Here is a 12,201-nt window from a genome sequence, read left to right as displayed (position 1 = left end):
GCGGAATGCGGATGGCGAGCAGCGCATCCTGCCGGTCGATCACCCGTTCCAGATCCGCCTCGCTGTAAAGCGATAGAACCTCCGTGAAGGCGGACGCCGCCGCCATGCGCTGAACCAGTTCCACCGAGGCCGCGCCGTTATCCTCGTTGAGGATCGAAAGCGTGGCGTTGCGCAGTTCCAGCGTGGTGGCGAAGGGGAAGATCGCAAGCTGCAGCACGAGCGGCGTCAACAGCAGCATGATGTTGCGCCGCGTCGAAAACAGCTGCTGCAGTTCCTTGGCGATCAGGGCGACGATGCGGTTCCACATGGGTTTATCCGTCCAGCCGGCGGCGGGTCTTCCACGCCGTCAGACCGAGCCAGAAGATGGCAGATAAAAGCAGGAACAAAAGGTTCGGCAGCAGGATCGACGGAATGTCGCCGGCCTGAAACAGCGTCTGCATGATCTTCACGAAATACCGCGCCGGCACGAACAGGGTCACCGCCTGGACGAAAGCTGGCATGGAAGCGATCTCGAAGATCAGGCCAGACAACAGTGCGGCCGGCAGGAACGCGGCGTTCAACGCCCCTTGCGCGGCGTTGAACTGGTTGCGCGTCACCGTCGAAAGCAGCAGGCCGAGCCCCAGTGCACTGCCGAGAAACAGGCTGGTGGACAAGAGCAGCATCAGTACCGAGCCGCGAAACGGCACGTTCATGATGAAGATCGCGATCAACACGCAGATCGCCATCGCGATCAGCGCTAGCCCGTAATAGGGCAGGCTTTTCGACAGCAGCAATTCGGTGCGGCTGATCGGCGTGGCAAGCAGCGCTTCCATCGTGCCGCGCTCCCATTCCCGCGCCACCACGAGCGAGGTCAGAAGCGCGCCGATAATCGTCATCACCACGGAGATCGAGCCCGGAATGAGATAGTTGCGGCTGACCGTGGTGGGGTTGAACCAGTAGCGCGGTTCAACCGCGATCGGCTCGTGAAACTCGGCGCCATAAGCATCGGCACGAGCGGCCAACCAGTTGCCGAACAGACCCTGCGCATAGCTACCCACGAAGTTGGCGGTATTCGGCTCTGCGCCATCGGCCAAGACCTGGATCGCCGCATCGCCGCTGCCTTCTATCACCTTGGCCGTGAAATCCTGCGGGATGACGATGATCCCGCGCACCTTGCCGCGCACAAGGCTGTCTTCCATCTCGTCATAGCTGTTGGCAAAGACCGGATCGATATAGGGCGAACCGGCAGCGGCGGCCGCAAACCGCACCGCTTCCACGCCGTGATCTTCCATGACAACGCCGATGCGCAGCCGGTTTGTGTCGAGCGAGATGCCGAAGCCGAAGATAAAAAGCAGCATCACCGGCAAGATCACGGCAATCAGCAAGCTGCTCGGATCACGCAGGATCTGCCGCGTTTCTTTCACGCATAGCGCGCGCAATCGCCGCCAGGAAAAACCGGCAACAGGAGGATGAGCGAGGCTCACGCGGCCTTGTCCTTTTCAGCCGCTTCGCGCGCCTGGTCGTCGCGCTGGATAAGCCCGATGAAGGCATCCTCAAAGGTCGGGTCCGGTAGGTCTTCGCTGGCAACCGCCTTTTTCAGCTGGTCCGGCGGTCCGGCGGCAATCATCCGGCCGCGATAGATCAGGGCGATGCGGTCACAGTATTCGGCCTCGTCCATGAAGTGGGTCGTGACCATCACCGTCACGCCCTTGTCTACGAGCGCGTTGATATGCACCCAAAACTCTCGGCGGGTCACCGGATCGACCCCGGATGTCGGCTCATCCAGGAAGATCAGCGGCGGCTCGTGCATCAGCGCGCAGGCCAGTGACAAGCGTTGCTTGAAGCCGAGCGGCAGTTCGCCTGCATTGGTGCGGCGATAGCGTGTGAGGTCGAAGCTTTCCATCATCTGCGCCACCTTGTCGGCCTGCGCCCTCCCCTTCAGACCATAGATGCCGGAAAAGAAGATGAGATTTCGCTCAACGCTCAGATTGCCGTAGAGCGAAAATTTCTGGGCCATATAGCCAAGCTTCTGGCGCGCTTCGCTGGCGCTGCGCTTGAAGTCGATGCCCATCACCTCAGCGTCGCCCGATGTCGGCGTCAGCAGTCCGCACATCATGCGGAACGTCGTCGATTTACCGGCACCGTTCGGCCCGAGAAGCCCGAAGATTTCGCCCTTCTTGACATCGAAGGTGACGTGATCGGTTGCGGTGAAGTCGCCGAAAGTGCGCGTGAGCTCATGCGCCCGGATCACGGCCTGGGGGTCCACGCCGGATGGCAGATCAACCATCGGCATCGTATCGGCGAGCACGGAGTGACCATCCGGCCCACCACCAACGAGATCGATGAAAGCATCTTCCAGGCGCGGTTCAACAGTCACCACGCGCGCATTCGGCTCGCCATCGAGCACTCCGGAGTCAGGTTGCGAAAGCCCTTCCTTCAGAACGAGCCGGACACTCTCGCCCTGGATAACCCCATCAACGACGCTTGGACTGCCCAGCGCATGCCGCAAAAAGTGACGCCGATTGCCGCCGATGTCGCGAACCTGGATGCAGCGCCCCTGCATGCGCTCCTTCTGCTCCCGCGGCGCGCCGGAAAAGATGACCTTGCCTTCGTTCATCAGACAAAGATCGTCGCAAAGCTCGGCTTCATCGAGATAGGCGGTGGCCCAGACCACGGCCATGCCGCCTTGCGCCAGGCTCTGAACCATGCGCCACAGGTCGCGGCGCGAAATCGGATCGACGCCCACGCCCGGCTCATCGAGAAGCAGCAGTTCGGGCGTCCCAATCAGTGTGCAGGCCAGTCCCAGCTTCTGCTTCATGCCGCCCGACAGCTTGCCGGCAAGACGTGTGGTGAAGCGATGCAGATCGGTGAAATCGAGCAGCCGCTCGAACTGCGCCTTACGTTCCTCAGCACCAACCCCGCGCAGATCGGCATAAAGTACGAGGTTCTCCATGACAGTGAGATCCTCGTACAGGCCGAACTTCTGCGGCATGTAGCCGACCCGCAGATGCAGCGCGTCCGCTCGGGCCACAGGATCAAGGCCTACCACCTCGATCTCGCCCTTTGTCGCCTTCAACAAGCCGGCCATCACACGCATCAAGGTCGTTTTGCCCGCACCGTCGGGCCCGGCAAGACCGGTGATGATGCCCGGCCGCACCGTCAAATCAACATCGGCAAGCGCCTGCTCATCCCGTTTCTGTTCGGGATAGCGATGCGTCAAACCTTTGATGCGAACGGCAGCGGAAGCTTCCATCGCAGCTCAGCGCGCCTCATCGGCCAGACGCACGGTCACCGGCATGCCCTGCCGCAGCACGTTGTCGGCATCATCCACCGTGATCCGCAACCGATAAACCAGTGCTGTACGCAGATCCTGCGTTTCTACCTGCTTGGGCGTAAACTCCGCACGCGGCGACACAAAACCGACGGTTCCGGGATACGGATTGCCTGGGCGGGCGTCGGTGTAGACCAGCACCTTGGTGCCGGCAGCCAACCGGCCAAGATCTGGCTCCTGGACATAAGCGCGGATGCGCGTCGGACGGTCGATCGAAAGCGTCACCACACCCGTTCCAGCCGCAACCAGGGCGCCGGGTTCCACCGCGCGCGTCAGAACCGTGCCGCTGCTCGGCGCATGCAAAGTGGCGTCGGCCAGCTGGATTTCGGCCGCTTTCTGTTGGGCCGAAGCGGTTTCCACCTGTGCCTGTGCTTGCGCGATCTCTTCCGGACGCGCGCCCTTTTCAGCAGCGAGCAAAGCTTGTTGCGCGGCTTCTTCCTCGGCCTTGGCCTGATCGAGGGCCGCCCGCGCATTGTCCAAGGCCTGTGGTGGGCTCGTTCTGGAGGTCAGCAGCGCCTGCTGGCGCTCGAAGGTCGTTTGCGCATTTACCACGGCAGCCCGCGCGCCTTCCGTCTGCGCTTTCAGCCGGGCGATATCCTCGGCGCGGCTGCCTGCCTGAAGCAGAGCAAGACTGGCTTTTGCCGCGGCGAGCGCCCCCTGCGCCTGCCTGAGTGCGGCTTGCAGCGGCTCAGAATCAACACGCGCAATGACCGCCCCAGCGTCAACGCGATCGCCTTCATCCACGACCACCTCGGCCACACGGCCCGGTACGCGGAAGGACAAGGTCACTTCCCGAATGTCGACATTACCGCTGAGCACAAGCGAAGGATCTTGCACCTGATGGCTGCGCCAGTAATAGGCTCCACCGCCTGCCAGAGCGACCAAAACAAGCAGCACGAGCAAGGTTCTTTTGTTCATCGTCAAAAAGCTTCTCGAGATGTCGGCCAACCCTTAGCCGCACGAAGGAGCTCCCTCAAGGATCGAGCAGGAACAAAGCCTCACCCGGCTAACAGATCGAACCACACACTGCCCTCTCCTTCCCGCCTGTCAGTCGTGAAGGCTCATCAAAGATCGCGTTGTTTCCTGTGGAAAGAGCAGTCTTGCGATTCGAGTTTTCTTGTCCTTGCACTCGACATCATGCCTTGTTCGAGGCAGCTCTCAAGAACAGGCCGCACGTTCCGCAATTGCTACGATCATGCTGAACCTGGGGAATAGCAAAGCCGCCTCGCTGCTAACGCCCTGTTATGCCTGCATTTTCCGTGCTGTCGTCTTGCAGCCTATCAGCCGACGAGTCCCCTCGTAGCATTCTGTTAACCTTAAACCGCTGGACCACCGCCCGGAATCATGCGCTAAGCTTGACGGGAGACGGGCATTAAAGCGGCCATTGGCCGTCAAAGGGGTACGACAGCGACAATGTCGAAACAGGCAACGATTGCAGCGGCGGAAGATCCCGGCGACAAAATCACGCGTCATGCGCGGATGCTGTCGGGTGAGCTTCAGGCGCGTCGCGAGCAGATGTATCCCCCGAATGCCGAAAAGCAGCTGCGCTACTTCCTGACGAACGAAGTGTCGAAGCTTACCACGATCCCTGAGTCGACGTTGCGCACAATGTCGATCGAAGGCAAGGGTCCCACCCCTGCCCGGCTGGAAAACAATCACCGCGCATACACGCTCGCCCAGATCAACGAGCTGCGCGAAATGTTTGCAGACATGCGCCCGTCTGATTTGCGGCGCTATCTGCCGCGCAGGCAAGAGGGCGAGCACGTCCAGATCCTGGCCATCGCCAACTTCAAGGGCGGCAGCGCGAAGACAACGACGAGCGCCCACCTCGCCCATTACCTTGCGCTGCATGGATACCGTGTGCTGGCGATCGACCTTGATCCCCAGGCTTCGCTGTCGGCCATGTTCGGTGCGCAACCGGAGCTCGATGTCGGCGAGAACGAAACGATCTATGGCGCCCTGCGCTATGACGACGATCGCCGGCCGATGAAGGAGATCATCCGGAAGACCTATTTCTCAGGCGTCGACCTCATTCCCGGCAATATCGAAGTCATGGAATATGAGCACGAGACGCCGCGGGCCCTGGCCGACCGGCGCACCGGCTCGCAGGAAATCTTCTTCGAGCGTCTGCGCATTGCGATCAGCGAGATCGAGGATGATTACGACATCATCCTCCTGGACACGCCACCCTCGCTCGGCTTCCTGACCCTTGGCGCGATTTATGCTGCGACCGGCCTGATCATCACGGTTCATCCCGCGATGCTCGACGTCATGTCGATGAGCCAGTTCCTGCTGATGATGGGCGACCTGATCGCCGTCATCCGGGACGCCGGCGCCACCATGCAGCAGGACTTCCTACGTTATCTTATTACACGCCACGATCCCAACGATCAGTCGCAGGTTCATGTCGTCGGCATGCTGCGCAGCTTGTTCGGCGAGGATGTGCTGACCCCGACGGCAGTCGAGAGCAGCGCAGTCGAAACCGCCGGTCTCGCAAAGCGAACCCTATACGAACTGGAGTCCGGCAACATTGGTGCTGGGACCGTTCGGCGGGCCCGCGAATCCATTGATGCCGTGAATGGCCGGATCGTTGATCTCGTTGAACGAAGCTGGAACCGCACATGAGCAAGGCACCCGGCAAGAAGTCCATCCTCGCAAGCTTCGCCGCCTACACGGCGCCCGCCGGCGCGGCTCCTGAAAAGGAGCCGGCAGTACGCGAACCTGCTGCGCCCCTCGCCCGCGTCGGCGCCGGCGTTGTCGGCGCCACCCAACGTTCGATCGCTGAGTTGCGCGCGGAGCGTGATGAGCTGAAGGCACTGGTTGAGGCCGGCACCGGGCGAGAGCTCGATCCTGCCTTGATCGATCCCTCGCCTTTTCCCGACCGCCTTCCCGATGATGATCAAACATCCTTCGAAGCCTTTAAGGCGTTAATCGCGAGCGAAGGCCAGATCGTTCCGATCCTGGTTCGCCCCAACCCCGACGCTCCGAATCGCTATCAGGTCATTTATGGCCATCGGCGCCTTCGTGCCGCACGCGAACTTGGCCTAAACGTCAAAGCAACGGTGACCCAGCTCGACGATCGCGAACTCGCGATCGCGCAAGGCATCGAAAATGCTGCACGGCAGGATCTTAGCTGGATCGAGAAAGCGCTGTTTGCCGCACGCATGGATGCCGCTGGCGTCAAGGCGAGGGACATCCGTTCCGCTCTCTCCATCGACGACCCGGAGCTGGCTCGCTACCGGGCTGTATGCCGCGCTGTTCCCGAGGACATCATCCAGAGCATCGGCCGAGCGCCGAAGGCCGGACGCACCCGCTGGGCTTCCTTCGCCAAGGCTTTTGCTGGCGACAGCGCGCTTGATCGAGTGCAGGAAACCTTGGCAGCTGCCAAGGTTCATGATTCTGATCGCCGGTTCGTCCTCGCGCTGGCTGCCGCGTCCGACAAGGCGAAGGCAGAGCCGAATGATATCGCTTTGAGGAACAGCACAGGCAAGACACTGGGCAGGGCGCAGTTTGCGCGTCGCGAGATCAAGTTGACGATCGACGCTAAAGAAGCTGCATCCTTCACAGACTTCCTTCAGTCCGAGCTTCCGAGCTTGGTGGAGCGCTACTACGCCAAGAAAGAGGCGTGAACGAATACCTTGGCAGCTGCCAAGGTTCTTAGGCGTCGCCGGTCCGCATGATCGGCTTATGCAAAGGGAAGGGAGAGCGAAGCCCGGCAAAAAGAAAAGGCCCCCAAGCGGCGAACCAACCTGAGAGCCTTGTTCTCTTGTAGCAAAGAAACAATAGCCCTCTCCGATTCGGCTGTCAAATCCGAAACCGTCCTTGGCGGCATAATTCGCTTTGCCCAAAGCTTTGTGGCGATGACATGCGAGAGACTGTTGTATCGACGCCCTTTGGGCGGCGGCCAATGACGCTTGCCTTGCTGGCGAGACAGGTCGCAAACAAAGAAATTCCGTCGAGAGACACTTCCAAGTGGCAGGTGTTCCAGCACGTGCGCGAAGCGCGTGAGCACCTCGGCGCGACCGATCGTTCGCTTGCTATTCTGAATGCACTTTTGTCGTTCCATCCCGAAGCCATTCTGAGCACGAAAACAGGGACGATCGTCTGGCCCTCAAATGAGCAGCTTTGTGGGCGGGCTAACGGCATGTCGCTGGCAACGCTGCGGCGTCACATCGCCATCCTGCTCGACTGTGGTTTGATCCTTCGCCGCGACAGTCCGAACGGAAAGCGCTTTGCTCGCAAGGGTGAGGGTGGCTCTGTTGTGCAGGCGTATGGCTTCGACCTTGCCCCTCTGCTCACCCGCGCTGAAGAGTTCCGCCGCATGGCAGAAACGATTGTCGCCGAACGTCAGGCGCTGAAAGTCCTTCGTGAACAACTGACGATCTGCCGGCGCGACATCGTCAAGCTCATCGGGAGCGGCCGCGACGGCAACGTTCCGCAAAACTGGGATGATCTGGAAGAGCGGTACCGAGACGTTATTGCCCGCCTACCCCGCAAGGCAACAAAGCCACTCATGGAGACCATCAACGCAGATCTTGATGCACTGCGCCTCGAAATCACTAATGCGCTGAAATCCTTCGTAAATGCCGCCGATTTGAGCCGCAGCGAGTCGCAATCTGAGACTCACAAACAAGAGTCAAACCCAGACTCCCAATCTGAATCAAAGATCGATTTTCGGAAGAGGATTGAAGCTTCGCTTGAACTCCGGACCAGCCCTCGTCCCAGGAACCCCAGCAAACCGGTTCTGCCGCTTACCGTCGTTCTAGACGCTTGCTCAAACCTGCGAGGCTTAGCTCAAGGTGGCGAGATCCGGGACTGGCGTGGTTTCTCCGCCGCAACAACCGTTGTCCGATCCATGCTTCAAATCACGCCAAGCACCTGGCAGGATGCCTGTGTTAGCCTCGGCGAGCAGCAGGCGGCGGTCACCCTCGGCGCCATCTACCAGCGCTCTGAGCAGATCGGAAATCCTGGCGGATATCTCCGCACGCTGAGCCGCAGGGCTAAGGCGGGACATTTCACGCCAGCGCCTATGATCATGGCTTTGCGCCGGAACGGGACCGAGCTGATCGACACTGCTATGTCTGTGGAACAACCGGCAAGCGAACCGACGGAGCACGCACCGATGATTGAAGAAATCCCAATTAGTGATGCGCTTCTGCGTAGTTTAGCTCAGTCCCACACGCTCCGCAGTAAGATGCGCCGCAACCTCATCCGACCATGAACCCAGCAGGAATTAACGTATCCATCCTCCTGCAAGCTTCGCCTGCTAACCACTGGTTAACCATGCTCGTGGCAGCCGCCAGCAACGGAACTGTTGAAAATGACTGACGTAGTAAGTGAGTCCAAGGCGATCCGGCTGAAGGGACGCTCCTTCCTGGCCCTTGTTCTCACGCCTGACCTGCCCTTTGAAGACTGGCTTGCGCGCCTCGATGATCTTGCCGCCCGTTCGGCTGGCTTCTTCCTGCGTCGTCCGATCGTGCTTGACGTTCAGAACCTGGATGTCGATCGCGCGCAGTTGCGCACCATGGTCGACCAGCTCACGGCCCGAAACGTGCGCATCATGGGCCTTGAAAACGCCCGTGCTTCGATGCTGTCCGCCGACCTGCCGCCTACTTTGACGGATGGACGCGCAGCGTCCGACTTCGAGCCGCCCGAGCAAAGTGCTCCCGGCGCAACATCGCAGACGAGCCAGCCTCAACCTGCCTACGAGCGTGAGCCGTCGCATAACCAGTTTGCAACGGTCATGCCGTCGCTCACTGTCACTGAACCAGTGCGGTCCGGGCAATCGCTGGTGTTTCCGGACGGCGACGTCACCGTGGTTGGCTCTGTCGCGTCCGGCGCGGAAATTATCGCGGGCGGTTCGATCCATATCTATGGCGCGCTGCGGGGGAGGGCGCTTGCCGGAACGATGGGCAATGCTTCGGCCCGCATTTTTTGCCGCAAACTTGAGGCAGAACTGATCGCTATCGACGGCTTCTACAAGACGGCTGAGGACATGGAGTCGGAACTTCGTGGCCAAGCCGTCCAGATTTGGCTCGAAGGCGAGGCAATCGTCGCGGAAACTTTAAGCTGACGCGAAAGCGGGCAAACGAAACACAGGAGACAACGATGGGCAAAGTTATTGTAGTCACATCGGGCAAGGGCGGCGTTGGCAAGACGACGTCGAGCGCCGCACTCGGTGCTGCCTTAGCGCAGAACGGCGACAAGGTCGTGGTCGTCGATTTCGACGTCGGCCTGCGCAATCTCGACCTCGTCATGGGCGCCGAGCGCCGCGTGGTTTATGATCTGGTCAACGTGATCCAGGGCGAAGCCAAGCTTGCTCAGGCGCTGATCCGCGACAAGCGCTTGGAAACGCTTTATCTCCTGCCGGCCTCCCAGACCCGCGATAAGGACAATCTGACGCCTGAAGGTGTCGAGAAGGTCATCACCGCTCTGCGCAAAGCCTTCGACTGGGTGATCTGCGACAGCCCCGCCGGCATCGAACGCGGCGCGACCTTGGCGATGCGTCATGCCGATGTGGCGATTGTCGTTACCAATCCGGAAGTCTCCTCGGTCCGCGATTCCGACCGCATCATTGGCTTGCTCGATTCCAAGACCTTGAAGGCGGAGCAGGGCGAGCGGATGGAAAAGCATCTCCTGCTTACTCGCTTTGATCCGGCACGTGCGGAGCGCGGCGACATGCTGAAGGTCGAGGATGTTCTCGAAATCCTGTCGATCCCGCTCCTCGGCATCATCCCTGAAAGCATGGACGTGCTGCGCGCTTCGAACGTCGGCGCTCCGGTCACGCTTGCCGACAACAAGAGTGCGCCGGCCGTCGCCTATTTCGATGCGGCACGCCGGCTGAAGGGCGAGACCATTCCCGTCACTGTGCCTGGCGACAAGCGCGGTTTCTTTGGTAAAATCTTCGGAAGGAAGGCGGCATGAACTTCAAGCGTTTTTTCTCCCGTCCAGCTTCCGCGCCCGCAGCGCGCGAGCGCCTGCAGGTGCTTCTAGCGCATGAGCGTGTCGCGAACGGCGATTCCGATCTTCTGAAAACGCTGCGCGACGAGATCATGGCGGTCATCGCCAAGCACATGCAGGTCGATGGCGACAAGGTCAGCGTGAAGATGGAACGGGGCGCCTCGGTGTCGACGCTTGCCGTCGATATCGAAGTGCCGTTCGATGGTGGCAAAAAGGCAGCCTGATCCCTGCCTTCATCATCTAAACTTCGGCTAGATCGGGAAACTGCGTCTATAAGACGACGCGATGCGCGGCTTGTCCCCGGATGCCGAGCTCTGCCTTGAAGACGGAGCCCGCGAGCGGCTCGTTTGCCAGCGCCTCGGGAGCAAGATTTTCCCTCGCAGACGTCATAAACAGCGTCGACAAATCCGCCCCGCCAAAGGCTGGGCAAGAGGTCTGCGACGCCGGAGCGGCAACCACCTCGGTCAGCGTTCCGCCTTGGTCATAGCAGGCAACCCTGCTTGCACCCCATTGCGCCACCCACAAACGCCCTTCGGCATCCACCGCAGCACCATCGGGGTTAAGGTCCTCAGCGCGCAGATCCAGGAAGACGGACGGCTCGCCCTTCGGCCAACCCTGCTCATCGAGCACCTGCTTCCACACGAACTGCTCGCGGGTATCGGCAAAAAAGGCGTGGCTTCCGTCAGGCGCGAAGGAGATCGCGTTCGTGATGGTCACATCCGGCACGAGCCGCCTGAGTTCACCGCGATAATAGCGATAGATCGAGCCGGATTTGTGCTGACCCTTGCGGCCCATCGTGCCGATCCAAAAGCCGCCCCATGGATCAGTGCCGCCATCGTTTGAGCGATTGTCGGGCTGATCATTTTCCAGCTCGACGATTGGCTCATAGTGCCCGCTCACGAGATCGAAGCGGAGTAGGGCGTCGGCCGCCGCGACCAACAGCGTGTCGCGATCAATCCATCCCGCGGCCGAAACCGTGCGATCGAACTGCCATTCACGCGGTTCGTCACCTTCGCGCGACAGCAGCTTGTGGTTCAGAATGTCGAACCAGAACAGTTGCTTACGCTCAGGATGCCAGAGCGGGCCTTCACCAAGCAGGCAAGCACGATCGTCGTAGAGTTCCGCCTGAACCATGCCTATTCCCCGGCGTTCCACGCAGCCACACTGCGTCTTGCCTCTTCGCCAACCCGGTCGGCTGACCAATCCGGTTTGAACAGCGATGACCCCAAGCCGAAGCCGTTCGCACCGGCCGCGCGCCACACCGCGAAATCATCCGGCCCGACGCCGCCGACGGGATAGATCTGCGTCTCGGAAGGAAGCACCGCGCGAAGGGCCTTCAGCGCATCTGGACCCATCAGGCTGGCGGGGAAAATCTTCAGCGCATCCGCACCGGCCGCGAGAGCGGCGAAGCACTCGGTTGCCGTGAAAACCCCGGGGTAGGAACCGAGGCCGCGCTTCTTGCTGTAGCTGATAACATCCGGGTTGCAATTCGGCGAAACGATGAAAGTCGCGCCCGCTTGGCGAACCGCATCGACCTCGTCAGTCGTCAAAACCGTGCCGGCGCCGATGTCGGCCACATCCCCGTAGGCGCGGCTCATGGTCGTGATGCTTGTCAGAACATCCGGCGAGTTCAGGGGCACTTCGATGCGCGTAATACCAGCATCGATCAAGGCGCGGCCTACGGCCTCGGAATTATCAGGCGTGAGCCCACGCAGAATCGCGATCAAGGGCAGGGTCATCGTGCCTCCAGCATTTGGTGTCGCGCCGCAACCAAGCCCGCGAGCGTACAAGCCTGCGCATCGACAATGCGGGCCGTGCCTCCGAGCGCGTGTAAACCGCGCGAATAGCGGTCGGCAAGCTGATCAGCGCCAATCAAAACCACTTCGCCGCTGGACCAGCTGTTTTGCATCGCGGCCAGTTCGGAACCGATC

12 protein-coding genes and 1 pseudogene are annotated in these 12,201 nt (G+C 60.8%); 6 read left to right on the top strand and 7 right to left on the bottom strand.

The window, feature by feature from the left end; genetic code table 11:
• The 4 genes and pseudogenes from RTX98_RS16875 to hlyD all read right to left on the bottom strand — a co-directional run.
• Nucleotides 1–307: pseudogene (locus RTX98_RS16875) on the bottom strand (ABC transporter permease); the annotation flags it as partial.
• A 4-nt stretch (nucleotides 308–311) separates the two neighbouring features.
• Nucleotides 312–1,463, bottom strand: coding sequence for an ABC transporter permease (locus RTX98_RS16870; RefSeq protein ID WP_312797980.1), 1,152 nt, complete (start codon nucleotides 1,461–1,463; stop codon nucleotides 312–314).
• Nucleotides 1,460–3,232 carry an ATP-binding cassette domain-containing protein gene (locus tag RTX98_RS16865; RefSeq protein ID WP_312797979.1) on the bottom strand — a complete coding sequence of 591 codons (1,773 nt, stop codon included), beginning with the start codon at nucleotides 3,230–3,232 and terminating at the stop codon, nucleotides 1,460–1,462. Before RTX98_RS16865 ends, RTX98_RS16870 begins: the two co-directional genes overlap by 4 nt.
• Nucleotides 3,233–3,238: 6 nt before the next feature.
• Nucleotides 3,239–4,228, bottom strand: a complete 990-nt coding sequence (gene hlyD / locus RTX98_RS16860) for a secretion protein HlyD (protein WP_312797978.1) — start codon at nucleotides 4,226–4,228, stop codon at nucleotides 3,239–3,241.
• Nucleotides 4,229–4,723: 495 nt separating this feature from the next.
• On the opposite strand from hlyD, the gene repA reads away from it, so the two are divergent.
• From repA to minE, 6 genes are all read left to right on the top strand, one after another.
• A complete protein-coding gene (gene repA / locus RTX98_RS16855; protein WP_312797977.1) occupies nucleotides 4,724–5,935 on the top strand; it encodes a plasmid partitioning protein RepA in 1,212 nt (403 codons plus the stop codon).
• Entirely contained in the window at nucleotides 5,932–6,939 is a 1,008-nt protein-coding gene (gene repB, locus RTX98_RS16850) for a plasmid partitioning protein RepB (protein ID WP_312797976.1), read from the top strand. Before repA ends, repB begins: the two co-directional genes overlap by 4 nt.
• A gap of 236 nt (nucleotides 6,940–7,175) precedes the next feature.
• The gene (gene repC, locus RTX98_RS16845; RefSeq protein WP_312797975.1) at nucleotides 7,176–8,531 is read left to right on the top strand and encodes a plasmid replication protein RepC; all 1,356 of its coding nucleotides are present in this window, start codon (nucleotides 7,176–7,178) and stop codon (nucleotides 8,529–8,531) included.
• A gap of 99 nt (nucleotides 8,532–8,630) precedes the next feature.
• Nucleotides 8,631–9,383 (top strand): septum site-determining protein MinC, encoded by a 753-nt coding sequence (minC, locus tag RTX98_RS16840; RefSeq protein WP_312797974.1) that lies wholly within the window; start codon nucleotides 8,631–8,633, stop codon nucleotides 9,381–9,383.
• Nucleotides 9,384–9,418: 35 nt separating this feature from the next.
• On the top strand, nucleotides 9,419–10,234 hold the full coding sequence (gene minD / locus RTX98_RS16835) for a septum site-determining protein MinD (protein WP_189506985.1): 816 nt from the start codon (nucleotides 9,419–9,421) through the stop codon (nucleotides 10,232–10,234).
• Nucleotides 10,231–10,494 (top strand): cell division topological specificity factor MinE, encoded by a 264-nt coding sequence (gene minE / locus RTX98_RS16830; protein ID WP_189506983.1) that lies wholly within the window; start codon nucleotides 10,231–10,233, stop codon nucleotides 10,492–10,494. The genes minD and minE overlap by 4 nt, the downstream gene beginning before the upstream one ends.
• 46 nt (nucleotides 10,495–10,540) lie before the next feature.
• Here minE and RTX98_RS16825 read toward each other — a convergent pair whose 3' ends face one another.
• From RTX98_RS16825 to RTX98_RS16815, 3 genes are all read right to left on the bottom strand, one after another.
• Nucleotides 10,541–11,404, bottom strand: a complete 864-nt coding sequence (locus RTX98_RS16825) for an SMP-30/gluconolactonase/LRE family protein (RefSeq protein ID WP_312797973.1) — start codon at nucleotides 11,402–11,404, stop codon at nucleotides 10,541–10,543.
• Nucleotides 11,405–11,406: 2 nt separating this feature from the next.
• On the bottom strand, nucleotides 11,407–12,009 hold the full coding sequence (locus RTX98_RS16820; RefSeq protein WP_312797972.1) for a 2-dehydro-3-deoxy-6-phosphogalactonate aldolase: 603 nt from the start codon (nucleotides 12,007–12,009) through the stop codon (nucleotides 11,407–11,409).
• Nucleotides 12,006–12,201 (bottom strand): 2-dehydro-3-deoxygalactonokinase (locus RTX98_RS16815; RefSeq protein WP_312797971.1); only part of this gene is annotated, 196 nt, incomplete at its 5' end. The genes RTX98_RS16820 and RTX98_RS16815, both read right to left, overlap by 4 nt.

It is taken from the genome of Tianweitania sp. (assembly GCF_032053605.1).
GTDB lineage: Bacteria > Pseudomonadota > Alphaproteobacteria > Rhizobiales > Rhizobiaceae > Tianweitania.
Note: the sequence above shows the minus strand (reverse complement) of the source record. Positions and strands in the feature narration are given on the sequence as shown.

Coding starts and splice junctions, on each gene's coding strand:
- RTX98_RS16865 (WP_312797979.1), bottom strand. CDS start 3,232: ATGGAAGCTTCCGCTGCCGTTCGCATCAAAGGTTTGACGCATCGCTAT.
- hlyD (WP_312797978.1), bottom strand. CDS start 4,228: ATGAACAAAAGAACCTTGCTCGTGCTGCTTGTTTTGGTCGCTCTGGCA.
- repA (WP_312797977.1), top strand. CDS start 4,724: ATGTCGAAACAGGCAACGATTGCAGCGGCGGAAGATCCCGGCGACAAA.
- repB (WP_312797976.1), top strand. CDS start 5,932: ATGAGCAAGGCACCCGGCAAGAAGTCCATCCTCGCAAGCTTCGCCGCC.
- repC (WP_312797975.1), top strand. CDS start 7,176: ATGCGAGAGACTGTTGTATCGACGCCCTTTGGGCGGCGGCCAATGACG.
- minC (WP_312797974.1), top strand. CDS start 8,631: ATGACTGACGTAGTAAGTGAGTCCAAGGCGATCCGGCTGAAGGGACGC.
- minD (WP_189506985.1), top strand. CDS start 9,419: ATGGGCAAAGTTATTGTAGTCACATCGGGCAAGGGCGGCGTTGGCAAG.
- minE (WP_189506983.1), top strand. CDS start 10,231: ATGAACTTCAAGCGTTTTTTCTCCCGTCCAGCTTCCGCGCCCGCAGCG.
- RTX98_RS16825 (WP_312797973.1), bottom strand. CDS start 11,404: ATGGTTCAGGCGGAACTCTACGACGATCGTGCTTGCCTGCTTGGTGAA.
- RTX98_RS16820 (WP_312797972.1), bottom strand. CDS start 12,009: ATGACCCTGCCCTTGATCGCGATTCTGCGTGGGCTCACGCCTGATAAT.